Consider the following 25,355-nt stretch of genomic DNA (forward strand, 5'->3'; position numbering starts at 1 on the left):
CTCCTATTCGCCCTAATTGTTTTCTTTAATCATATCATTTTATTTAGAAACGGTCAGTAAAAACATACGAAAATTTGTTCGTTTTTCATTTTTTTTGACGATATAAAAAGAAAGAAACCAAAATTCAACTCTATGAGTTTCATTCCAGCCTCTATTCGCTAAACTTTATTCTGTGGAGATTTCAATTTGAACAATCTCACTTTGAGTTCCGATTCGCATCGGTGGTCCCCATGTGCCAACGCCAGAAGAAACAATTACTTGAGGGCTATTTTCATTTTTACGATAATAACCGTAATCCACAGTGAAATAAGCTTTTGTAACTAAATTAAATGGAAAAATTTGACCTTGATGCGTATGTCCTGAAAGAATCAATTCATTCGCCTGCTCATATTCATCAATATTTGATGGCTGATGATCTAGGATGATTTTGGGAAGTTTGTTGCCCACTTTTTTGAATTGCTCTTTCATGCTTTTTCTACTGCCATCTTGCGACCCAATCGGTCGGCTGTCTTTTCTGCCGACTACTAGAATCTCTTCACCAATAACCGTCATCTGGTCTTCCAACAACGTAATATTTGATGCTTCAACAAGTGCCTTCATCTTTTCAAAAGTTTCTCCAGCGTCATGATTGCCCCAACTCATATACGTTCCATAAGTAGAGGAAAGTCGTTTGAATTGTTTTTCCATGCCCAACGTATCTTGCAAAGCTTTATAATTCCCATCAAACAAATCACCTGAAATAAACACAATATCTGGATGCATTTGATTGATTTTAGTCACGATCTTTTCTAGCTTCTTCACATCATTTACATAACCTAAATGTAAATCGCTGATCAATACTGCCTTTAGCTTTTTCTGTTTATTATCAGCTGATTTATCGATCGTCACTTGATAATTCACCGTTCTGATTTGCTGTGCTTGCCATGAACCATAGCAGAATAACACAACAATCAATATCGTTGAACCTAACCAAACGAATAGTTCTGTCTTTGATTGAAGTATCGTGATTTTACCTGTAATTTTCAAGATCAAATCTGTCGACCCAAAAATAACCAGAGATAAAAACCAAAATGATAACCAGTAGCTACCTATTTTCCCGACAAAACCGCCCACATTCGCATCAAACATTAACATCGTCAGCATCGATGTAATCGCAAATAAGCCAATGATCCCCCACAAAATAAGCGGGTGTTTAAAGAACGAAAACTGTTCTAGTATAGAAAGGAATTTTCTACCGATGTAAAAATTGCTCAAAAGGAATAATAAGCCAACTATTAAAAATGCTACTTTATTCATGCCTTCCCTCCATTTTTTCGCCAACGATTTGTCCAAATTTCACGATTGTTTCGAGATTATTTTCGGTATTCAGCCAAATTTCTGGGTCGATCGTGACTTGATTTTCTTGGAATAGTAGTATCACTGTTGAACCACCAAATTCAAACCAACCTTTTTTTTCAAAACGCTCACAGTTTCCCGAATTTTTTAGATTTTTGATTTTCCCTACCATTAGGGCACCGATTTCGATTTGAGCTATTTTCCCGAAATTTTCCGTTTCAATGACTGTTACTTCTCTTGAATTTCTTGAAAAAACGGGTTCGTTATGAATCGCAATCGGCTGTACAGTGTGAAACACCCCTACTATTTTCTGATGCGCTAGAATAGTTCCTTCATCAATAAAATAGTAATGATGATAATCATCTGGTGTTAAACGAAAAATGACAGCACAGCCGCCTTGCCATTCTTTTGCAAGGCTTGTGCTATCAAGTAACTCTGAAAGAGCATATTCTGAATGCTTCACTTTAAACGTTTGATTTGCGCTGATTGGATAGACTGTAACTTTGCCATCACAAGGCGCACTCAACAATGTTTTGTCTTCAGAGACTGTGCGCGCTTCCGGTTTGATTTCCCGCATAAAAAAATGGTTGAAAGAACGATAAGTCATAGGTTCATATTCGTCCATTTGAAGTTTATTTTGCTTAATGAATCGATTGATCATTCCTTTTGAAAGAGAGCTATTTAAATAAGCTCCAGCCAGTTTTGTAAGTGGTGGTTGGATAAGTCCCTTTAAAATAAAACGTCCAATCGGATTTTTATATAAAAAATTTAATGAGCAGCTATCATTTTCTGTGATAAGCTTTGTTCTAAAACGCGTCTCCATCTATTTACCCCTTTGAGAAATTTACCGAACAAAAAAAGCAACGACCGCGCCTACAAAGGCTCCAAAAGCTAATTTTCTAGGATCGACCTTTTTGATTTTCACCTTTGAAATAAACAAGAATCCAATGATCAATAATGCTGCTGGATAAACAAGTGTAATTGCAATATGGAAACGCCCTGCAATGAAGAACAACAACGGAATCAATGCTGCACTACTCGTTACCGGCAATCCTTCATAATATTCACGACATCCTTCTGTGTGTTTTTTTCGTTCCATTTCCGTCACATTATAGTGCGCTAAACGGATCAACGCTGCTAAAATATAAAAGACAAATAATGGCACATAAATTCCTTGTGTAAGTCCAGAGGCATAGCCTAAAACTGTTGGGAAAACCCCAAAACTAATCAAATCAGCAAGTGAATCGATTTGAATACCGTAGCACATCTCACTTTTTGTGCGTTCTTTCATGTTCGCAACAAAACCATCAAACATATCACAAATGCCAGAAAGCACCAAACAAAAAATCGCTTCAACAACATGCTGAGTCATTGCTAAATACATTCCGACTATAGAAAAAACTGCGTTTCCATACGTTAGAATAACTGTGTAATCATAAATACCAATCATACCTTTTGTTCCCCAATCCTTTTTTTCTTTTAATATTACTATATCATTAAAGTAAGAGAATTTGGGATATTTTTTAAGATTCCATGTGTTTTTTAACACTGAAAATCGTTTCCATTTCATATAATTAATATACTTATGCAAAAAGTCTTTAAAAATAGTGGAAGATATTTCTTCTCAGCTATCTCTAAAGACTTTTATATTCATTATATTTTAGAGTTCTTAATCGTTATACAAATCACGAATCGGTGTCATGATAATACGGTTCAAATCATTCACGATCATGCTAAATGCTTGTTCTTTTTGCATCAATTGGTTGATCACTTCTGCTTGTTGAACTTCAGTTGCTAAAGCTTGCGCTTTTTCAGCATCTTCTTCTGAAAATTCTTCGCCACGCATTTGTTTTTCTTGTAATCCTTGTTGGAACGTTTGGAATTCTTTAAATAATTTGTACGCTTCTTCGTCTGCTTTTACTTCAGCATAGGCTTGCTCCAAGGCTTTAAATTCTTCCATTTCACGTATTTCGCGTTCTACTTGATTGGCTGTATCATAAATATTGCTCATTCAATCTCCCTCGTTTCTATAAATTCTTCTCTTTGATTGTACCATTCTTTGATTCGTTTTCAAACCGATTATTCTCCTGTCAAACCGCCAAAGAAGTCTTTCAGTCCATTTTTCGTTTTGTCCCAGCCTTCTTTGATTTTACCGCCGATATCTTTAGCGCCTTCTTTGACTTGACCACCGATATCTTTGACGCTGTCTTTCCAGGCATCATCATTTTCAGTCGTTGGCACTTCACTTGCTGGTTGTACGACGCCACCTGTCGCATAGGCATCTGCTACTGTAAACGGTGTTTGCGCTGTGTAAGGTAAAATTCCTTGGGTTTGGCTACTGAAAACGGTCGAAGCATGTGTAGCACTACTACCTTGTAGATAATGGCTTTCACTCGTTTGTTCAAAGCCTAACCATGTTGCAACCACCACATCTGGCGTATACCCAACAACCCATTGGTCATTGGTTTTATCTGTATCAAAGTTGGTTTCTGTCGTTCCGGTTTTCCCAGCCATGACATAGCCTGCTGGATCGGCATTGATTCCAGTTCCTGAGCTAAATACGCCTAAAAGCATGCTTGTCATTTGATCTGCGGTATCTTTTGTAATAATTTGTTTCGTTTTAGCATTGGTATTATCTACAATCACTGCCCCTGTAGAATCAACGATTTTTGTAATCAAATGTGCTTCTGACTGGGAGCCACCTGTCGCAAATGGGCTATACGCATTCGCCATCGTCATTGGAGAAACACCTGTTTTCAAGCCACCAAGTGCTAATCCATAATACTTGTCTTCTTTTGCCAGAGGAATACCGAATTTCTCTGTTTTCTCAAAGCCTTTATCCAAACCTATTTTATGCAATGTCCAAACAGCAGGTAAATTCAAACTTTCACCTAAGGCTTGGTACATCGGTACTTCACCACTGTTTGTCCGACTATAGTTTTCAGCTGGATAATAATTTTGCGGTTTATCTTCTAATATACTATTTGGTTTCATTCCTGATTCTAATGCCGGTGTATACACCGAAATTGGTTTCAATGATGAACCTGGTGAGCGTTTGGTTTGAGTCGCAAAGTTAAAGCCACGATACACGTGTTCGCCACGTCCTCCTACAACACCCTGAACTCCACCAGTCTTTGGATCAAGTGCAACGGAACCACTTTGAACCATTGCACCATCTTCTGCATTTGGCGGGAATAAAGCATCATTGGCATAGGTTTGTTCCATCGCTTTTTGATAATTTTGATCTAATGCTGTGTAGATCTTATACCCTTTATTCAGTAAATCTTCTTCTTTTAAGCCATATTTATTAACCGCTTCATCGATGACCGCATCAAAATAATAAGGATATCGGTAATCCGAATTTTGGTCAGAATAATTGTCCGCCAATAGACTATTCATATCGACACCTGCTTGAGCATCGGCTTCTCCTTGAGATAATTTGCCGTTATCCACCATTAACTGTAAAACCGTATTACGGCGATTGACTGCATTTTCAACATAGTCTAGCGGATTATAGATACCAGGTCCTTTTAGCATACCGACTAACGTTGCTGCTTCACCCACTGATAATTCACTGGCACTGACCCCAAAGTATTTATGTGACGCATCTTCAATTCCCCAAACCCCGTTACCGAAGTATGAATTATTGAGATACATTTCTAGAATCTGCTGTTTGTCGTATTTTTTCTCAATTTCAATGGCTAAAAATAACTCTCTTGCTTTACGAGTCATTGTTTGTTCTTGGGTAAGATAGGCATTTTTAGCTAGTTGTTGTGTAATCGTGCTACCTCCACCACCTCCACCAATCATACCGAGACTCAATTTCCCAACCACTGCTCGTAAAAGTCCTTTGATATCATAACCATGATGGGTTTCAAAATTTCTATCCTCAGTTGAGATCAGGGCATCTTTGACGTGTGGAGAAATTTGATCTATTGTGACAAATGTTCCTTTTTGCCCAAACAGCTTTCCTGCTTCTTCTCCATTTTTATCATAAATGACTGTTGATTCTTCTAACCCTTTTTTCAAGGCGCCAACATTCGCTGATTTTGCTAAGGTGAATAGATAGATGCTGGTCACTAGTACAACTACCATCCCTAAGAGCAAAATAATCTTATTGATTTGATATTTCTTCCAAATTCGCTTTCTCCAGTGATGAAAACGAATAAGATATGGTTTGATCCAAGTCCAGAAACTTTGGAAACCAGATTTTATTTTTCCCATAATTGTTTTAAAGTCCATAGTGCTCCCTCTTTATATAAAAGTTTCTAAGTCATTTTAACATAAATTGCTGCTCTTATTCATACGGCTTTAGCATGAATAATGGGCATAGATTTTGTTTTGCTCATTTTACCATGCTTTTCTTTTATTTTTATGTAGAAAAGTTTAAGAATCTGTCAAGAAATAGACGATTTTAAAGGTTTAAATAATGATCCGAGTAATAAATTCTTATTTTCATTACAAAAAAATGCTAATTTGACATGAAATTGATCATAAAAAATTCATAGTTTTCCTTTATTATATATGTATACCAACAAACAACCCTAACAAAACACTTTTTCATTTTTTAACTCCTTTTTCCCACTCTTCCCCAAAGAGTGGGTCTCTTTTTGTTCTGAGAAAATTTTCAACTAAAGCTTCCAGATATGAAACCTCTACCTAGATCATTTGTTAGAGCCGCTCTAATTGTTATTATAGATTTTTTTATGCTACACTTGCTCTTAAATGTAACCGTTTTACAAAAAAATAGAAGAGGAGAATTTTTATGTCTAAAAAGTTAAAATTTTTACTTATTCCGATTTTCTTTTTACTAAGTTTTAGTCTGCTGCCCAATCTGTCAAATGCAGCACAAACAAACCCAAAAGATCCAATCATGATGGCTTATTACCGTACATGGCGAGATGTTACGATGCCTCACGATGCAAATTCTACATTACCTGATCAAAACGTCACTGCGATGACCGATATCCCAGATAGCGTGGACATTGTCTCTGTTTTCCATTATGTCAATCCTGGGACAGATCAACAGAAATTTTGGGATACCTTGAAAGACACTTACGTTCCAACATTACATGCTAGAGGAACTCGTGTCATTCGGACGATCGATATTAGAGAAGTTTGGAATGTTCCTCATACAGGGACAACACCAACCACAGCAGAATATGATAAATACGCACAACAACTGATTGATACTTATCTGACTCCATGGAATTTGGATGGATTGGATGTTGATATGGAGTCTAGTTTGACTGCTAAACAAGAAGAAATGGCTGCAGGTACGTTCAAAGCGTTATCTAAAAAATTAGGTCCGAATTCTAATACTGGGAAGTTGTTGATTTATGATACAAATAAAGATAATCATTCCTTATTCAAAAAAGTTGCTTCTTACGTTGACTATCTATTTATCCAAGCATACGGACGATCAGCTAGTTCTTTAGATAATACATGGAATACGTACAAGACTTCGGTTACGCCACAACAGTTTCTTCCAGGTATCTCTTTCCCAGAAGAACAAGATAATAATCGTTGGAACGATACTGTAGAACCCTATGAAACAAGTCGCGCATACTCTTATGCGAAATGGAATCCAAAAGATGGCCAAAAAGGCGGTATGTTCGTTTATGCAATTGATCGGGATGGTAAACAATTTGGTGATGATACGATCACAAAAACCGATTTTAGTTGGACGAATCGCTTAAGCAATTCGATGAAGAACAACTAGTTAGAGAATTTTGTGTGAAACTTAAACACTTCTTTAGAAAAGCTTTACAGTTTTGGATAAATTAATACACAAAAAATTCATATTTGTTTTGTATTATATATGTATACCAACAAACAACCCTAACAAAACACTTTTTCATTTTTAACTCCTTTTCCCACTCTTCCCCAAAGAGTGGGTCTTTTTTTGTTCAAAAATAGTTTGTATTTATCACATATATATATATTGAACATAAATCATTTTTATTTCTTTTTCCCCTCAAAACACCTTGCAATCTAAAAAGAACAATACTACAATCAAAAGGTAACATAAAAACAATTTTTTAAAAAATAAGTTTAACTGTAGGAAAAAATGAAAAAAATTAGTGTTGGATTGGTAATGTTAAGTTTGAGCCTACTTGTATCAGTTGCCCCTCAAGATGCATCAGCCAAAGAAAAAATGATTTAGGTATCTCGACTAAGCTAGTAGGGAATGTAACAACTAAAAAAGTGACTATTACCCTAGAAGATGGTGCAAAATGGACATTTAATGATATCTATAATGCAATGTCTGAATCTCATGGTTTAACAATTGCTGGGATTTCAAGTAGTGAAGAAGTCAAAAAAATGCATAGCTTGTTAAACGCACAAGCAAGTGAATTTACCCTTGAAAACATCGACGTTACAGATCGTCAAAACAAAAAACAACGAATCAATCTAGCTGTAAAAATAAATTCAAATTCTGCACAGCTAGAACACTCTTTAGAATTCAAAACTAAAACAAAATGGACACGTGATGACTTATTTAATAACATTCAAAGTACATTAGGTTTTTCAATTTTAGATATGCCAGCTGCTGAATTCGAAAAACTTAATATAGCTGAAACATATCAAGTGAAGAATTTTACATTGAAAAATATCAAGGTTAAAACAAACGATCAAAAAGTTAAAACCGTAGATATTAAAATCTCTATCATTGAAGAAGACTATGCTGTTTCTGTCACTATACCTAAAGGAGCAACATGGCACTATAACGATATTTATGGTAAAATCTCTGAAGTTTATGGCTTCCGTGTTCATGCTATAAAAGATCGTCAAGATGTAGAGAAAATGCAAGGATTCATTCGCAACCAAACAAAAGACTTCCGCATGACGAATATTACTATTTTGGATAAAGACAATAAAACTGTAGATGTAAGTTTTGCAGTTAAAATCACTGAACAATAAGAAAAAATGTGTCATTGATTTAGAGCATAGCCAATTTTATTTTGGCTATGTTTTTTTATACTTTTCTAAAAAGTGCTGAGCAAAAAATCAACACCACTATATTTGGCACTCCTACTTTAATTCCAACTAACTACTTGAACTTATTCTTCCATTTGTTAAACTAAGATAGAACGCTATTGAAAAGGTGGAAAACAAATGGAATTATCCATCCAATTACCTAAGAATTTTAAAGAACAAACCGTCCGAGAATTAATCGAACAAGAATGGTTAGTTCCTCGCAAAGTACGACATTTTTTGCGAACTCGAAAAAATGTTTCGATCAATGGAGAGAATGCTTTATTCCATTTTTCTGTAAAAAGTGGTGACGTTATTACTTTACAGTTTGAACCAGAAGATTATCCGACACCTACGATTCTTTTAGGCGACGAGTCTAACGTTAATGTATTATTTGAAGATGAACATTTTATTATCTTGAATAAACCAATTGGAATGAAAACCCATCCTAATCAACCGGATGAAACTGATACCCTACTTAATCATTTAGCAGCTTACTTGGCACCTAAAAATCAAATCCCGTATGTAGTTCATCGGTTAGACAAAGAAACAAGTGGTGCGATTTTATTTGCTAAAAACCCTTTTGTATTACCGATTTTAGGTCGATTACTAGAAAGTAAGCAAATTTATCGACGCTATCAAGCGGTAGTTTCCGGTCACCTAAAAGAGTCTTTGACCATTCATAAAAAAATTGGACGTGATCGACATGACCGCCGAAAACGAGTGATTGATGAGCGTCGTGGTGATGCCGCAATTACTCATGTTGATGTTGCGTCTTATCTGAAAAAGGCAAATCATGCAACCGTTTATTGCGTTTTGGAAACTGGGAGAACCCATCAAATCCGCGTTCATTTGGCAAGCATCGGGCATCCAATCGTTGGTGATCCTTTATATCACCCAAAACCTGTTGGGCGCTTGATGCTTCATGCTTACGAACTGCATCTGACACATCCATTTACTGGAGAAGTGATTGTGGCTATTGCTGAACCAAGTTTATGGTAAGCAAAAAAGCTAGGAGAGAACTTTTTGTTCTTTCCTAGCTTTTATTATTTTTTCAATGCTTCATCAAGTATAGCTAAATCTAACTGTTTATATCCTTCAAAAAATCCAGCAAGTTCAGCTAAGACTTTTTGATTCATCTCTATTATATCATTTTCCACTTGTAAGACTAACAAGGGCTCATGCAAACTCATCCGCAACAAAAACCAGCCACTACCATACTCATCATAAACATTCACTCTAATTCCTTCATGATTTTCAGGATCGATTTTCATACCTCGTTGACACAAAACAAAACCGCTTAAATCCCGAATCACTTGTTCACCGTAATCACGGACATTTCCTGCTAGAATTTCAAAACGTAATTCTTGGGTTTCTGCTGGTTGTTTTAATGAGCTGATCAAATCACCTAATGTTGATCCGTCTTTTTTTAGCTTAGGCAACAACATCAGAATTTTAGCAATAACATAGGCTCCGTCATCTAAATAGTAGTTTTCTTTAAATGCTGCGTGTCCACTTGTTTCGATTGCTAATTGGGTACCCACACCTTCTTCATTAAGTTCAATCATTTTATTGATTACGTTACGGTAACCAGAAATATAGCGCACTTGTTTGCCACCTTTTGATTCAATGAATGATTTCAAATGGCTTGACGTCGGCGAGTTTGTCACGATGCTACTGTCTGGATATTCCTCCAAAACAATCGTTGCTAAGACAGCAATCAAATTATTTCGATTGATCACTTCACCAGATGCATCCACCACCGCCGAGCGATCCACATCTGTATCAAAAATCACACCTAAATCCGCTTTATTTTTCAAAACAGCTTGTTGAATACTTGCCATCGCTTCTTTATTATCAGGGTTTGGAATATGGTTTGGGAACATGCCGTCAGGTTCTAAAAATTGTGAACCTGTGATGTCTGCTCCAAGTTTGGCTAAGACTTTTCCAGCAAAAAAACCACCTGCTCCATTCCCGGCATCTACTATAATATGAAAACCAGCTAGAGGTTTTTCTGCTGTCGTTTTCATGCCTTTCCGAATTTTATCTGTTAAATCAGCGGAGTAATCATCTAAAATCGAGGTTTTTGTAACTGTTCCTTTGGCTACAAGTGCAGGTTTTTCAGCATGTGCCAAGATATAGGCAATATCCGCTTTTTCAGCTCCACCAGATTTAGTGAACAACTTCAACCCATTAAAATAATAAGGCAAATGGCTAGCGGTGATCATAATCGCTGCATCGCAGTCATATTGCGGAAATTGAGTTGCCATAAACATTGCTGGCGTTGTCGCTAAACCAAAATCTAAAACTTCTATGTTTTGCTCAACGAAACTGTCGATCAATGCTTGTTTTAGACTATCGGCTGAAATACGACTGTCGTGGCCGATGCCGATTTTTAATTTTCCTGCTTGATGTTTTTCAGCTAATTTTTTTTTATTACGAAGCCAATGAACCAATCCTACTGCAATTTTCCCGACTTGCGTTGGTGTTAAGTTCGCTGTTTTTTCTTCATGATCTACTGCTATTCCTCTTATATCCGACCCATTTTGTAACGCTTTCAATTCCATGTAACCAAATCTCCCTTCATTTTTTGATTGGTTAGGTTTAATCCATCATCGCTTCAAAGCGTTCAACAACAGCGATTGCGTCATCTTCTGAACGAGCAATGATAATGATTGTATCGACTCCTGCGACTGTCCCTGCAATTTCTTCATAACTGACTTCATCTAAAAAGTTAGTTACCACATCAGCTGCGCCCATATCGGTATGAACGATTACCATAAATTGGACACGTTCCATGCGAATCACTGAATCTTTTACGGATTCTTTTAGCTTATCTTCACTGCTGGATGCTTGTTGTTGAGAGAATAAAGCATACTTCACTCGACCATCAGAGCCGTGGGTTTTAACGATACTCATCTCGCGTACATCTCTTGAAACAGTCGCTTGCGTTGCTTTGACGCCTGATTGTTCAAGACGAGCAATCAGATCGTCTTGAGTTTCTATTTCATTTTCTGTGATCAATTGCTTGATCAACCGTTGTCGGTCTGCTTTTTTCATGTTTCGTTTACACTTCCTGTTTTGGTTATTTTCTTTATTATAGCGCAAAGTTGGTGGAATTTGCATTTCTTTTTGGTAAAAATTACTTTATTTATAAAAAAATAAGGAAATCGTTCACTACAACTTAATTTTACAGCAGTCACTTCCCGGTTCGCTGATTATCGTGGAAAATAAATTTCTTTTTGATTTCTGTACTCACTTGGAGTCATCCCCATCTCCTTTTTAAACACTTTACTAAAATAATTCCCTGTTGAAAACCCAACTTTTTTTGCGACTTGACCAATTGTTTCTTCTTCCCATAATAAAGACAGAGACTGAATAATTCGTACTTGTTTTAAATAGTTAATAGGTGATGATTTATAGGCTTCTTCAAACTGACGAATTAATGTATACTTTGACAACATGTACCTTTCAGATAGTAAATCTAAACTTATATCTTCAAAATAATGGGTATCAATATATTTTTTTACTGCCTGAATTCTATCCGTTTTTTGTTGAATTTCTTTCTGGATTGCTTCCTTAATATCCAAAAAAAGAGCAAATGCTACTTTAGCATTTTGTACTGCACTCAACTCACAATCTTTTAAATCGATCACAACACTTCTAAGTCTTTCAATCAAATCCATTGATAATTCTATAACAGAAATCGATGTATCCAGCCAATGCGTCATTATAGTGGAAAATTCGATAAATAAAAAACGCCACTTCTCACCAAAATAGCGATAGTTCCCAGGTATTTTAGCAAAAAAAGCGTTGTTTTCCCTGAGAGCAATTTTTCTCCCGCCCATTTCTAAGAAACCTTCACCCGTTAATGTCACCTGCAAAACAATCAGCTGTTCTTTTCGAATACGAGCATCCCAATTATAAGTACTACTGCCCTCACCTATACCAACTCCACGAATAATCGGCAAATGGTGATCATCTGTATAATGGAATTGACGAACAAAATTCTGCAATTTATTACCCTCCTTAAAATTATTTCGTCTTGTTGATTCCTATTATACTCGATACTATGTATATAATAAATGAAAAGGAATGACTTATATGACTATCTTTTTTGATGATTCGCAAAATATTTTCCATCTAAGCAACAATACAATAAGTTATATTATAGGTATCGAAAAAGAAAAATATCTTACCCATAGATATTTTGGTCCGTATTTAAACAGCTATCATCAAGTCAACCAGTTACAACATATCGATCGCGGTTTTGCTACAAATCCGATCAGTGAAGAACGAACATTTTCTTTAAACACATTGCCTCTTGAAACGAGCACACAAGGAAGTTTGGATTATCGGGTGAGTAATTATCAGTTCCGAAATTCAGAGGGGTTTCGAATCACAGATTTTGTGTATGATCGTTTTGAAATTTTACAAGGGAAGTCTCCTTTAAAAGAGTTACCTTCATTACGAGGAGAAACACAGCAGACGTTAGAAATCTACCTTATAGATCCTGTCCAATCCCTTGAAATGGTTCTTCGTTATACAATATATGATGATCTCCCAGTCATTACGCGCAATGTTGAGTATCAAAATAATGGAGTACAGCCTATTTATTTGGAAAATGCAGGCTCCATGTTGCTAGACTTGCCACGTTCTGATTTTGATCTATTAACACTTAATGGTTCACATACCAATGAAGCGACGATTCATCGGCAGCCACTTCATCCAGGTATCCAAAAAATAAGTTCGACCAGAGGAACGAGCAGTCCGCAGCATCATCCGTTTTTAGGACTTGCCGATCGCTATACAAATGAAGATCAAGGACAGGTTTATGGATTTCATTTTATTTACAGCGGGAATTTTGTTGCCCAAGCCGAGGTAGAGCAATATGGTAACACACGCATTCAGATGGGAATCAATCCCGAAACTTTCGAGTGGAAATTGATTCCTGAATCTAGTTTTCAAACACCAGAAGTCGTGCTAAATTTTAGTGAGCAGGGATTTAACCAACTGTCTCAAACATTTCATAAACTGTACCAAAATTATTTAATACCTGAATATTGGCAAGAACAGGAACGACCAATTTTACTTAATTCATGGGAAGGAAATTATTTTGACTTTACAGAAGAGGACTTAATTAGCCAAGCAAAACAGGCACATGATTTAGGGATTGAATTGTTTGTTTTAGATGATGGTTGGTTTGGTCAACGAGAAGATGATACCACGTCTTTAGGCGATTGGGTTGTCAATAAAACCAAACTGCCCAATGGCATTGAACATGTTGCAGATATTCTACATCAACAAAACATGAAATTTGGTTTGTGGTTTGAACCAGAAATGATTTCTGTGAAAAGTCATCTGTTTGAAGTGCATCCTGAGTGGAGTTTACAAGTACCTGACTATCCTCAAACACAAGGAAGACAACAACTTGTTTTAAATTTAAGTTTACCCCAAGTTCAAGATTATCTTATTCAGGTATTAAGCAATTATCTTTCTTCAAATAAAATCGATTATATAAAATGGGATATGAATCGACACTTAACTGAAGTTGGCAGTTTTATTTTGCCGAATGATCAACAAAAAGAAGTAAGTCATCGATATGTTTTAGGGCTGTATCATATTTTATCCGAAGTAACAAAACAATTTCCACATGTATTATTCGAAAATTGCTCAAGCGGTGGTGGACGATTTGATCCTGGTATGGTCGCCTATATGCCTCAAACATGGACAAGTGACAATACAGATGCGTTATGTCGGACACAAATCCAATACGGATATAGCTATCTTTACCCACCTATCATGATGGGTGCGCATGTTTCTGATAGCCCTAACCATCAAGTTGGCAGAAATACACCATTAGAAAGCCGATTCCTAATTGCAATGAGTGGGAATTTCGGTTATGAACTAGCAATAGAAAAACAGTCTCCACAAGCATTGGCAGAAATAAAGGAGCAAATTACTTTTTATAAAAAGCATCGAAGATTATTGCAATTTGGGCAATTCTACCGGGTCAAAGAAATTGATTCCACTTATGCTACAGCGTGGTTATTTAAAAATGAAACAGAGGCATTACTTGTTTACTCCAATGGTCTTACACAACCTGCACAACCTGTTCAATATGTAAAGACAAACTATTTAGACGCATCTGCACACTACAAAGACACGGAAACAGGAAATATATACAGCGGTAGTGAATTAAATCATGCCGGCATACTGGTTCCAAGAATAAAAGGCGATTTCCAATGCTTTTACAAACATTGGACTGTGCTTGATGAACTAACTAAATAGTCTCTAATAATGTTTCAGAGTCCAAATAGCTCAGAAAAATAAGCCTTCATCTACAAGAACGTTTTTACTATCTTTGCAGACGTTGGTCTATTTTTCTGAGCTATATACTTTTTCTCTCTTGCTTATTTTAGAGATACTGCATACGCTTCATAAGCTAGCAACTCGTCTGTAATCTCTTTTTCATAGTTATGGATGATCGTTTCTTTTAGTACTCGTGTTCTTCCTAGCGCAAAATGTGCTGGTTGATCAGAGAAATTGACGACAACGAGTACCCTTTCACTTTGATACTCGCGAATATAAGCTAAAACTGTTGCATCCGCAGTCGGAATGCTTTCAAATGTTCCTTCTATAATAATCGGCATTTCTTTACGAAGCTGAATCAGTTTTTGATACGTATAAAATAAAGAGTTTGGATCATTTAACGCTGCTTCCACATTGATTTCATTTGAATTCCCTACTGGAAGCCAAGGAAGCCCTTTTGTGAAACCTGCTTGTTCAGAATTATCCCACTGCATCGGGTGACGTGCATTATCCCGTCCTTTTGCATTGATTGATGCTATAATCACTTCTTCCGTATAACCAGAATTGATACGTTCATCATACATTCTGCGACTTTCTATATCATCAACTTCATCAATCGTTTTAATCGGATAATTGATCATGCCGATTTCTTCTCCTTGATAAATATAAGGTGTTCCTTGAAGAAAATAAAGGTAGATGGCTAGCATTTTCCCACTAATCACGCGATACTTCTGATCATCGCCCCAACGAGAGATAATCCGAGGTAAATCATGATTATTCCAGAACAGCGAGTTCCACCCTTTTCCAGCTAACTCCGTTTGCCATTTAGAAAACACTTGATGCAATTCTTTAGGATTTAATTTTTTGATATCCCATTTTCTTTTGCCTGTTTGCTTATCTAAATTGATGTGTTCAAATTGAAAAACCATTGATAACTCTTCTCGGCTCTCATCAGAATAAAGCTGAGCGATTTCTGGCGTTGCGCCCCACGTTTCACCGACTGTAACTAAGTCATAGTCTCCAAATGTATTTCGATTCATTTCTTGTAAAAGTTCATGAAGCTTTGGTCCGTTTTTAGTAATCAACTGATCTGGTTCTTTTCCTATCAAATCAATAACGTCTAAACGAAAACCGCCAACGCCTTTTTCAATCCAATAATTCATCATACGATAAATTTCTTGACGCATCACAGGATTTTCCCAATTCAAATCAGGCTGTTCTTTCGCATGTAAATGAAAATAATATTCCCCGAGCGTCGGGACAAAAGTCCACGCAGAACCACCAAAATTTGATTGAAGTTCATTGGGTTTTTCGCTTTCGTTTCCTTTTCTCCAAATATAAAAATCATGATACTCACTCGCAGGATTTTGCAGTGCGGACTGAAACCACGGATGTTCTGATGACGTATGATTCACGACCAGATCCATAATAATCTTGATGTTTCTTTTCTGTGCTTCAGCGATTAACTTATCCATATCTTCCATGGTGCCATACTCTGAACCAATCGCTTCGTAATCACTGATATCGTAGCCATTATCTTCATTGGGCGATTGGTAAACAGGGCTGAGCCAAATCGCCTCTATTCCTAGTAATGCCAGATAATCTAAACGCTGGATAATCCCTTTTATGTCCCCAATGCCATCAGCGTTTGTATCTTGAAAACTGCGTGGATAAATTTGATAGATCGTGGCTTTCTTCCACCAATTAGTTTTCATAATGCGCACTTAACGCCAATAGATCTTGGCCTCCATCCACTTTCGGTAGATTAATCGCTTCGACAGCAGCATAGGCATCCGTATTTGTAATAATCATCATTACGGTGCTATCTAAACCAGCTTGTTTAAGCTTCTCTAAATCAACTGTCCCTAAAATATCTCCTTTTTTTACTAATTCACCGTATTTTCTATTGGTTTCAAAGCCTTCGCCTTTTAATCCAACTGTGTCGATTCCGATATGAATCAATACCTCTGCACCATTCGTTGTTCTAAGTCCATACGCATGTTTTGAATCATAAACAACGGTTAATTCTCCATCAGCAGGTGCATAAATAGTGCCTTCTTCCGGAATCACTGCAATCCCTTTTCCCATCATTTCTTGTGCAAATACAGGATCATTTACTTTTTTTAGTGAAATAGGAGTACCACTTACGGGCGATGCTAATACCTCATCTTGAACAGCCGCTACACTTGCTTCAGGATCTTCATTGATTTCAACGGCAACTTCTCCAGCTGTTCCATCATCACCTATAAAAACCTCCATATGACGTTTTCCGTATGCATACGTTGTCACGAATCCTACACAGATACTGATAACGATACCGATCATGAAATAGGAAATTGATTTTGGTGCGATTGAAATAAATCCGATCACACTTGCTGGTCCCATCGCTACTGAAAGCACATGGAAAGCGCCGATAAATAGACAGGCCACAGCTGAGGCAATCATGCCACAAATAAATGGGAATTTAAGCTTTAAATTGACCCCGAAAATCGCTGGTTCAGTAATACCTAACATAGCAGAAATACTGGCTGACGTTGCTAAGCTTTTTTGTTTTTTATTTTTCGTTAATAACATGATGGCAAGCGTTGCTGCCCCTTGCCCTACATTGGCCATAGAAGCGACTGGAAAAATAAATGATCCGCCAGTTCGTGCTACGTCTGCTAATAGTGTCGTTTCAATGGCTGGGAAACTTTGATGCAATCCTGTGATGACAATCGGTGAGTAAAATAGACCGAAGACACCTAAGCCGAGTGCTCCTGTTGTATCATATAACCAAACAAGTCCATTCGTCAGACCGTCTGATACAATTCTCATCATCGGACCCACAACGATAAATGTTAAAAAACCAGTAATAATAATGGCTAGCATTGGTGTAAATGTAAAATCAAACGCGTTGGGAATACGTTTGTGGAAAAATTTTTCTAAAGATGCTAAAATCCACGAAACCGCTAATACTGGTAACACAGAACCTTGATAGCCTGCTTGCGCAACATCCATTCCAAAAATATGCCAATAGGGCATACTTCCATCTGCGATTGCATTTGCTACACCATAGCCATTAACTAAATCTGGCATAACCATCGCCATTGCCATCGCAGCTCCCAAATAAGGATTTCCACCAAAGCGCTTAGTAGCAGAAAAACCGACTAAGATCGGTAGGAATGCAAACGGGGCGGACGCCAGTAGATTGATGATACTCGCAAAGTCTTTTACATTCGGAAATAGTTCTACGACTGATTGAGGACCAAATAAATCCTGAGCAGTCAAGACATTGTTTAATGCCATTAATAATCCACCGGCGACTAATGCCGGGACAATCGGAACAAAAATATCAGATAATACCTTAATAAATGCCATAATAGGATTATTTTTTTTACCATTCGATGCGACTGCTTTTAAGTCAGCAGTAGACGCTTCTTTCACATTGGTGATTTTTATAAGTTCATCGTATACATTATTTACATCGCCAGCACCTATGATAATTTGGAATTGGTCGTTAGCTTCAAACGTTCCTTTCACAGCATCATTATTATCTAAAGCTTTCTGATCCACTTTACTTGAATCCTTTAGAACAAGCCTTAGACGAGTTGCGCAGTGTGCGGCAGCCTGAATATTGTCTTTTCCAAGTGCTTCATTGATTTCCTTTGCTACTTTTTTGTAATCCATCTTCTTTCCCCCTAATTGTCATTTAAGCGCTACTGAAATAGAAGAAACTATCTTGTGTTTCAAAAATGTAATCGCTTTTTCACATACAAAGTATGCCACGATTCCAACGAATTGTCAAACGTTTATCAAATTCGACAAACAGAATAAAAGATACTTATATTAACAAACGAATACATTGTTATACGTTTGACATTTAAATACTAAATAGTTACACTATATGTGAGAATACGCTTACGAGGAGAATATATATGTCCGAAAAAAAAGTTTGGCCTAGAGAAGAACGTTATCAGCCCTATGAAGAATGGGAGCCAGAACACCTTGCCTCACTAAAACAAAAAATAGACGCGTCAACCTGGCGTTTAGGTTATCATATTCAACCTGCTACAGGTTTATTAAACGACCCAAATGGTTTTTCATTTTTCAATAATCAATGGCATGTTTTTTATCAATCTTATCCGATGGGCCCCGTTCACGGTATAAAATCTTGGTATCACATGACATCAGATAATTTGATTGATTGGAAAGAAGAGGGAATAAAAGTATTCCCAGATAGCTTATACGACAGCCATGGCGTTTATTCAGGAACTGCTCTGCCGATGTCTGATCAGTTATTTCTTGCTTATACAGGTAACGTTCGTGATGATGATTGGACTCGTCATTCGTATCAATTAGGTGCCTGGATGGATCAATCAGGTAGCATAAAAAAAATCGAAGAGCCGCTGATCGCTGCACCTCCAGCTGGTTATACGTCTGAATTCAGAGACCCTCAAGTCTTTCGTTATAAATCTGGCTATCTAATGACGATCGGAGCGCAAGATGAAGCAGAAAAAGGCAAAATTCTAACCTATCAAAGTTCTGACTTACTTTCTTGGCATTGTATCGGTGAATTAGGGTTTACTGATCAGGACATGGGATTTATGATCGAATGCCCAAATTTACTTTTAACGGACGAATTCGCTCTACTTATTTTTTGTCCGCAAGGGTTAGACCCTGACGTTTGCCCTTACCAAAATATCTACCCAAATATGTATGTCATTGGCGACTCTTATCAGCCTGAATCAAACCGCTTAACAAACCCTTCTAGCTTGAAAAACTTAGATGAAGGCTTTGACGTTTACGCTACACAAGCATTTAAAGCACCCGACGAGCGCTTATTATCGATCAGCTGGATCGGATTGCCGGAAATTGATTATCCCACTGACCAAGAAGAATGGGCACATTGTTTGAGCATCGTGAAGGAATTGATTGTAGAGGATAAAAAATTGTACCAACGTCCTGTTGCAGAGATGAAACAACTACATATAGGCGAAGGAATACATTTTGATAACAGCAAAGATTCTTATCATGAGACTGCAACAAATCATTATGAATTAGCCCTATCATTTGATTCTCTAGCCACTGGAACCCTTACCTTATATGCTGATAAAGCACAGAATCAAGGATTAACGATTCATTTTGATTCCCAACGTGGTAAAATGACAATAGACCGCAGTCATGCTGGTGTTCCTTTTGGAGAAGATTATGGCGTTGTACGATCATTTTCTATCGAACAAAAACCATTGAATGTACAAATTTTTGTCGATTCTTCCGTTGTTGAACTTTTTATCAACGATGGTGAAAAAGTAGCAACCATGCGAGCATTCCCAGAAACAGGTCACACAGGATTTCATTTAACGTGTGACGGAGATTATCAAGGACAATTTTGGCAACTGCGGAAAACTAACCAATAAAGGATGGAATTGTATGGTCGTCAAATTAACAGATGTAGCAAAAAAAGCTGGTGTCTCTCCTACGACTGTTTCCCGTGTTATTAATAATTACGGCTCATTAAGCAAAAAAACAATTGATAAGGTAAATCAGGCGATGAAAGAGCTTAATTATCAACCAAACTCTTTAGCTCGTTCACTACAAGGAAAAAACACACAATTAATCGGGCTTATTTTTCCAACTGTTGCGAATCCCTTTTTTGGGGAATTGGTGGAAAGAATCGAACAAAAACTCTTTGATTTAGGGTATCGCGTCATTTTGTGTGATAGTGCCAATAATAAGGAAAAAGAACGTCATTATATAAATATGCTTGCAGCAAATAAAGTTGATGGCATTATTGCTGGTGCGCACAACTTAGGAATCACAGAATATGAGGACGTTGAACTTCCAATTGTTTCTTTTGACCGCTTTTTAGGGAATACTATTCCGATTATCGGCAGTGACAATTTCCAAGGCGGATATTTAGCGACTGAGACCTTATACGTTAGAGGAGCCAGAAAAATCGCGATCCTGACAGGTTCACAAGAATCAAACTCCCCAACAAATTTTCGATTAAACGGGTATTTAAACTTTTTAGAAGAACATGAATTAGAACCTAAAATTTTTCATATTCAAACGACGGCTCGCTCAACGACGCTAAAAAACTTAGAGATCAAGCATATTTTAGAGACGGAAGATATTGATAGTTTATTTTGTACAGATGATTTAACGGCTATTCTTGCCTATAATCAATGTCAGCAATTAAAGATAAATGTTCCTGAACAGCTGAAGATCATTGGCTATGATGGGACAAAATTTGTTCAGAACTATTTTCCCCAATTATCGACGATTGCTCAACCAATGGCTGATTATGCAGATATTTTAGTTGATCTTTTATTGCAGAGGATACAAAATCCTGAAAAAAAATTGGAGAAGAATTATCTGTTGCCTGTAAAATTAATTCAGGGGCAGACAACTTGATGGTTTGGGTTGAAGGGGTTTCTTTTATCTGTTGTGATAGGTTTGTTTAAAAAATTGAAGCTCTTTGTCTGTATGGCTAGCACGAAAAAAGTTTCAAATTCTTTATGACAAAAGAATTTGAAACTTTTTTCTAATAATCGTCCCGTACTATTTTACTAGTTCATAATTGCGGAAATTACTATTACCACAAAGTTATAGCTAGAGTGTACCAAAATACTGTACCAAATATTATTTTTTCTTATATAAATTAAACTTAAAAGAATACCCAATACAAAGTAAGGGATTAATAATATATAATTGTAATTCGCAGCTGCTGCATGACCATACATAAACCAAATACTAGATATTAGCATTTGAACAATCATCACATAAATTTTATGAGCGTTAATAAAGCAATATCGAAAAACTATCTCTTCAACAAATGGTGTAATAAGAACTCCTTCTAAAATCAGTATGAAACTCACATTGTATTTACCGATAGCTAAACCTGTACCTAAGATTTTAACTACAAGTAGATATGTTAAACACATTAATAAAAATGTAGCGAAAATTGGAATAATCGTTTGCTTCAGTCTCACTTCTTTCAATCTAAGCCATAAATCATTTTTAAATAAGAGCATCGCTAATAATACGAAAAATACCTTTTGACTGAGTATAATTATTGGATTAGATAAATCCCAGCTGACTCCGACAGATGGAATTACTTCCATTATTAAAAAATAGATTAAAATGTAGATAACTTTAAGAATCACTTTTCTCACTCAATTCATTATGCTTTATTAAATCGCTACGTAATCAGTATAGGATGTGTTAGACGTTACTGTCTTAGTATCAACGTACTTATTATCTATTTTTCTATATCTCTTGTAAGTTACTGTTACAGTAACATTTTGTTTGTATTTTTTAAATTTACCACTTTCAGAATAAGAACTTCCTAATTTTACTTCAGCAGGACCTACCATAAATTTAATTTGCACAGTGGATTTACGATTGGTTGTATAAGTGCCTAAATAGGTTCTTGCTCCTTTTTTTATTTTATAACTTTGTGTTTTTGACCATGTTCTGGATTGAATAGCATTATTGTCATCAATAACATAATAAAATTCATCATCCTCTGATACTACATTAACAGGGATTTCAGCATTCTTTTCTAGCTCTGAAGCTTCTGAGACAGCTCCAAACCCAACAACGCCTAATAAAAAACCACTACATAAAATACTTAAAAACATCTTTTTCACCAAAAACACTTCCTTTTCTAATTTAATACTAATCACATTATCATATACATAACATAAAGTCTACTTTTTTTTATTAATGATTGATATTTTTATAAAGAAGATTGGGGAGGTTATCGTAAAAAAGCTTTGGGTCCTCTTTAAATTAATTTTCTTGTATTTCGATTCCTAGCTCATTTTTTAAATAATCGCCCAGATCTTGCTCATTACCAGTAGAAGCATTTTTTATTTTCCATGTTTTTCCAATTTCGTTCGGGATGGAACGAATCTTATTAACAGTTTCCAAGTAACATTATGCTACTTAGTGTCATTTGAGCTAGCTACTTTTGTCAATTTTTTATTGAAGTTAAAAATTTTATTTGAATTTAAAATAGGATGCGTTCTTCTCATCGCTGATTGTTTTTTATTATCACTGCTAAACTCTACTTTTTCAAAAAAGAGGTTCTTTAAGATATTCTGATTTCTTCTATAGCTTCGTTGATGAGCTGAAATGAAATTATTAGTATAGTTTTTATTGTAAATATTTAGAATAAGTTGAAATGTTTCGCTTCTACTCTGGAGCGTATCCTTAATTGTATCCCAATAAATCTGGTCTGTTTCTCCAAACGACATACCAAAAACTATGAGTAAATCTGTAGATAAAATAATCTCTTGAGTGTTCTTAGTAGAATCATCAAAAAAATAATCCTTAGTCAAAGGTTTTATTAATTCTTCCATATCAGATACATCATTGAAAAACTCATTTATACATTGATTTTCTGAGTTAATACCTAGATACATTCCATCTTCCAAAGTTGCATGTACATGTTCTTCCTGAATGCTAATCCTTATATTTGCAGTTTGGTATTGAGACTCAATACACTCATCGAAAAATTTAACAATAGTACTTATATCTGTATTCTCAATAAGATACGAGAGAGTATCGGTATAATTAAAATTTAAAAAGTTTATATTAACTTCTAAAGTATTGAAAATATTATTTTTGTTGCTAAACTTAATACTGTCTTCAATATTTTTTTGAAAGTAATGTTTCTCAAATCCATGAAAATCAGCATATATCTCTTCTATTGTATCTGCAATGATACTACTACAATCAGTTTCTAAAGATAGATTTTCTAGAACAGATTTTTGCTTCTCTAGTAGATATAGTCTAAATTCTTCCTGAAATTTATCTAAATCGCTTACAAATCTTTCCTGATCTCGCCCTCATCAGAAATCATTGTAATAATCTCTTCAATTTCACTATCTGAGATATCAAAAGCTAGTTTTTTCAGACTTTCTTTTATGGTACTCTCCCAATCGCTATAAGCAGTTAAAATTCCCAACATTCGCTCAAAATCAGACCATTTATCTATATCCTTATTTATTAGCTTAGTAAATATATTATTAGGTAATAACTCATTTTCTTGTATATATTTATAGAAAGAGCTGTATGAAGATTCCATACCTAGACTAACATCAAATCCATTACCTATCAAAAATGTGATATTCATTATGTCCTCCCAAAGTTCCACTTTGTTCCAATAATTCCATTGTATCAGATAAAAACAAAAAGTTATATATTGCATTTAATTAATCAGAAAAATAAATCTATAAAAATATTTTTTCACACAAACTTACATTCCCCCATTGACTCTCCACCTCACTTAAATTAAAATGGAATGAGATAGAACGAAAAAAATCTAGCCAAACGAACTTCGTTCAGCTAGACAAAATAAAAAGGCACTCTGCAGGAAGATTGGTCGTCATCCCACAGAGCCTTATACAATCAGCATCACCTGATCGTACAAGTTGCCCTAGTCAATTTTCATTGACTGTTTTTATTTTACTCAATATTTCATGAAATTACTAGTGTTTTTTCTGATGTTCTGAGTTTAACGACAAAAACAGGTCAATGCTTCTTAATTGTACTTAGCGCGGTTTCGGCAGGTGTCCGGAACCGTTTTTTTTCGTTCTATTTTACGGTTGTGCAACTCTTTTTTTAGATTTGAACAATCGTTTTCGAGGAAGTTACCGCAAATCTAACTTCTCTCACCATGCATCACCTGCTGTAATGATCTGTCGATTTTGTGCTAACTTTTGACGGAGCAAGCCTTTTTTATGACAGATCCTTGCAGCCATGATAGTAACGAGGAAACAGCCGACACCTCAAAATAGTAAGCGGTCACTTAGTATTTTGAAGCCAAAAACAATCAGCACGAACTGATAAATCAAGTTGCCTAGGTCAATAATGCGTATAGTAAGAAAGAATGCTATCTACCAGAATACGTAGCATTCGATTAAATAAACATTCTCCACGGCTGACTGTTTGCTCGTTACTATTTTGTAAAATATTTAATACACTAACGAAGCAATTTTTGTTATACTATAACTAGTTGAATAACGGCTGAAGCTCTGAAAAAGGAGTTGATGCCATAAAGATATGTCTTTATCGCTTTTGTCCTGCTTTAATACATTGGAAAAGCGGTCCTTGAAAGATTTGTTAAAAGATATCGCTTCGAAAATAGTCGTCACGCTTGTGGCTTACTATATTGTTGAAGTGATTAAACTTTTTATCACTTCTATTTTTGAGTAAAAAAAGACCACTATCTGCTCGACTAAAGTAAGATAGTGGCAACATTAAACAATCGGGCTTTAGTCAGAACTCAACTAAAGAGTCAGTGTATCAGCACTGGCTTTTTTTGTAATCATAATAAATAATGATTACCTTCTTGTTTATTATACCTTATAAAGCATACAAAAAACAACTTATCCTAGTTATTCCACAAAAGATTTCAAGTCAATTTCGATGCTGCAAATAAAAATTTTAATCAGAAGAATTGAAAACGCATTCTCAAAAAGCTATACTATTCTTACAACGAATAATTTAGAGGAGGAGATTTCCATGGGGCTAAAACTATCTGAACAAGAAAGAAAAATAGCGACTATTTTGTCCACTGGAGTAGTTTATACAATTATTATCGATTCTAGTGTTGATTGCCAAAACTCTTCCAAACAAAACAAATTACACAAACTAGGTGTCTGGAAATATTTTAATGGTAAGAAAAACAAAGGCACCCTGACTTAGACTCTTAGCAAAAATGTACTACTCGATAAACTTGA

At 35.9% G+C, this 25,355-nt stretch carries 22 protein-coding genes; 7 read left to right on the plus strand and 15 right to left on the minus strand.

Translation table 11 applies throughout. The annotated features are described in order from the left end of the window. Positions 1-165: 165 nt before the first annotated feature. The 5 genes from IGL98_RS15725 to IGL98_RS15745 form a co-directional block, all read right to left on the minus strand. Entirely contained in the window at positions 166-1,296 is a 1,131-nt protein-coding gene (locus IGL98_RS15725) for a metallophosphoesterase (protein WP_206845998.1), read from the minus strand. After that, complete coding sequence (locus IGL98_RS15730) at positions 1,289-2,158, minus strand: phosphatidylserine decarboxylase (RefSeq protein ID WP_206912965.1); 870 nt, start codon at positions 2,156-2,158, stop codon at positions 1,289-1,291. Before IGL98_RS15730 ends, IGL98_RS15725 begins: the two co-directional genes overlap by 8 nt. Positions 2,159-2,179: 21 nt before the next feature. After that, the gene (locus IGL98_RS15735) at positions 2,180-2,785 is read right to left on the minus strand and encodes a CDP-alcohol phosphatidyltransferase family protein (protein WP_206846021.1); all 606 of its coding nucleotides are present in this window, start codon (positions 2,783-2,785) and stop codon (positions 2,180-2,182) included. 219 nt (positions 2,786-3,004) lie between these two features. Continuing rightward, positions 3,005-3,346, minus strand: a complete 342-nt coding sequence (locus IGL98_RS15740; protein ID WP_069647312.1) for a YlbF family regulator — start codon at positions 3,344-3,346, stop codon at positions 3,005-3,007. A 68-nt stretch (positions 3,347-3,414) separates the two neighbouring features. After that, positions 3,415-5,577 (minus strand): PBP1A family penicillin-binding protein, encoded by a 2,163-nt coding sequence (locus IGL98_RS15745; protein ID WP_206846024.1) that lies wholly within the window; start codon positions 5,575-5,577, stop codon positions 3,415-3,417. Between the two features lie 523 nt (positions 5,578-6,100). Here IGL98_RS15745 and IGL98_RS15750 point away from each other — a divergent pair. The 3 genes from IGL98_RS15750 (at position 6,101) to IGL98_RS15760 (ending at position 9,315) form a co-directional block, all read left to right on the plus strand. After that, complete coding sequence (locus tag IGL98_RS15750) at positions 6,101-7,057, plus strand: endo-beta-N-acetylglucosaminidase family protein (protein WP_206846026.1); 957 nt, start codon at positions 6,101-6,103, stop codon at positions 7,055-7,057. 485 nt (positions 7,058-7,542) lie between these two features. Beyond that, positions 7,543-8,259, plus strand: a complete 717-nt coding sequence (locus IGL98_RS15755) for a hypothetical protein (RefSeq protein ID WP_206846029.1) — start codon at positions 7,543-7,545, stop codon at positions 8,257-8,259. A gap of 195 nt (positions 8,260-8,454) precedes the next feature. Continuing rightward, the gene (locus IGL98_RS15760) at positions 8,455-9,315 is read left to right on the plus strand and encodes an RluA family pseudouridine synthase (protein ID WP_206912974.1); all 861 of its coding nucleotides are present in this window, start codon (positions 8,455-8,457) and stop codon (positions 9,313-9,315) included. A 44-nt stretch (positions 9,316-9,359) separates the two neighbouring features. On the opposite strand, the gene IGL98_RS15765 is transcribed toward IGL98_RS15760, so the two are convergent. The 3 genes from IGL98_RS15765 to IGL98_RS15775 all read right to left on the minus strand — a co-directional run bounded on the left by IGL98_RS15765 (position 9,360) and on the right by IGL98_RS15775 (position 12,329). Continuing rightward, the gene (locus tag IGL98_RS15765) at positions 9,360-10,880 is read right to left on the minus strand and encodes a phosphomannomutase/phosphoglucomutase (RefSeq protein WP_206912976.1); all 1,521 of its coding nucleotides are present in this window, start codon (positions 10,878-10,880) and stop codon (positions 9,360-9,362) included. Positions 10,881-10,917: 37 nt separating this feature from the next. Then, positions 10,918-11,373: an arginine repressor gene (gene argR, locus IGL98_RS15770; protein ID WP_086314480.1), complete on the minus strand. Its 456-nt coding sequence runs from the start codon at positions 11,371-11,373 to the stop codon at positions 10,918-10,920. 158 nt (positions 11,374-11,531) lie between these two features. Continuing rightward, positions 11,532-12,329 (minus strand): helix-turn-helix domain-containing protein, encoded by a 798-nt coding sequence (locus IGL98_RS15775; protein WP_206846048.1) that lies wholly within the window; start codon positions 12,327-12,329, stop codon positions 11,532-11,534. 88 nt (positions 12,330-12,417) lie between these two features. Between IGL98_RS15775 and IGL98_RS15780 the strand changes: the two genes are divergently transcribed. Continuing rightward, on the plus strand, positions 12,418-14,604 hold the full coding sequence (locus IGL98_RS15780; RefSeq protein ID WP_206912978.1) for an alpha-galactosidase: 2,187 nt from the start codon (positions 12,418-12,420) through the stop codon (positions 14,602-14,604). 122 nt (positions 14,605-14,726) lie between these two features. Here IGL98_RS15780 and IGL98_RS15785 read toward each other — a convergent pair whose 3' ends face one another. Together IGL98_RS15785 and IGL98_RS15790 are read right to left on the minus strand one after the other, a co-directional pair. Further along, positions 14,727-16,340: a glycoside hydrolase family 13 protein gene (locus IGL98_RS15785; RefSeq protein WP_206846053.1), complete on the minus strand. Its 1,614-nt coding sequence runs from the start codon at positions 16,338-16,340 to the stop codon at positions 14,727-14,729. Next, positions 16,330-18,291: a sucrose-specific PTS transporter subunit IIBC gene (locus tag IGL98_RS15790; RefSeq protein ID WP_206846064.1), complete on the minus strand. Its 1,962-nt coding sequence runs from the start codon at positions 18,289-18,291 to the stop codon at positions 16,330-16,332. Before IGL98_RS15790 ends, IGL98_RS15785 begins: the two co-directional genes overlap by 11 nt. 248 nt (positions 18,292-18,539) lie before the next feature. Here IGL98_RS15790 and IGL98_RS15795 point away from each other — a divergent pair, with 248 nt between their 5' ends. Both IGL98_RS15795 and IGL98_RS15800 read left to right on the plus strand, forming a co-directional pair. After that, positions 18,540-20,021, plus strand: coding sequence for a sucrose-6-phosphate hydrolase (locus IGL98_RS15795; protein ID WP_206912980.1), 1,482 nt, complete (start codon positions 18,540-18,542; stop codon positions 20,019-20,021). Positions 20,022-20,034: 13 nt separating this feature from the next. Next, positions 20,035-21,018, plus strand: a complete 984-nt coding sequence (locus tag IGL98_RS15800; RefSeq protein WP_206846068.1) for a LacI family DNA-binding transcriptional regulator — start codon at positions 20,035-20,037, stop codon at positions 21,016-21,018. A gap of 155 nt (positions 21,019-21,173) precedes the next feature. Here IGL98_RS15800 and IGL98_RS15805 read toward each other — a convergent pair whose 3' ends face one another. The 5 genes from IGL98_RS15805 to IGL98_RS15825 form a co-directional block, all read right to left on the minus strand. Then, complete coding sequence (locus IGL98_RS15805) at positions 21,174-21,770, minus strand: CPBP family glutamic-type intramembrane protease (RefSeq protein ID WP_206841582.1); 597 nt, start codon at positions 21,768-21,770, stop codon at positions 21,174-21,176. A 27-nt stretch (positions 21,771-21,797) separates the two neighbouring features. Then, the gene (locus IGL98_RS15810; RefSeq protein ID WP_430605067.1) at positions 21,798-22,247 is read right to left on the minus strand and encodes an LMxysn_1693 family intestinal colonization protein; all 450 of its coding nucleotides are present in this window, start codon (positions 22,245-22,247) and stop codon (positions 21,798-21,800) included. Between the two features lie 151 nt (positions 22,248-22,398). Further along, positions 22,399-22,539 carry a hypothetical protein gene (locus IGL98_RS15815; RefSeq protein ID WP_206841583.1) on the minus strand — a complete coding sequence of 47 codons (141 nt, stop codon included), beginning with the start codon at positions 22,537-22,539 and terminating at the stop codon, positions 22,399-22,401. An 11-nt stretch (positions 22,540-22,550) separates the two neighbouring features. Further along, the gene (locus IGL98_RS15820; protein WP_430605068.1) at positions 22,551-23,336 is read right to left on the minus strand and encodes an AbiH family protein; all 786 of its coding nucleotides are present in this window, start codon (positions 23,334-23,336) and stop codon (positions 22,551-22,553) included. A 98-nt stretch (positions 23,337-23,434) separates the two neighbouring features. Further along, a complete protein-coding gene (locus tag IGL98_RS15825; protein WP_206912984.1) occupies positions 23,435-23,746 on the minus strand; it encodes an AbiH family protein in 312 nt (103 codons plus the stop codon). 1,391 nt (positions 23,747-25,137) lie between these two features. Between IGL98_RS15825 and IGL98_RS15830 the strand changes: the two genes are divergently transcribed. Further along, complete coding sequence (locus tag IGL98_RS15830; protein WP_206841575.1) at positions 25,138-25,320, plus strand: hypothetical protein; 183 nt, start codon at positions 25,138-25,140, stop codon at positions 25,318-25,320. The last annotated feature ends 35 nt before the right edge of the window (positions 25,321-25,355 follow it).

Origin of the sequence: Enterococcus sp. DIV0840 (assembly GCF_050527835.1) — a bacterium.
Lineage (GTDB): Bacteria > Bacillota > Bacilli > Lactobacillales > Enterococcaceae > Enterococcus_L > Enterococcus_L ureasiticus.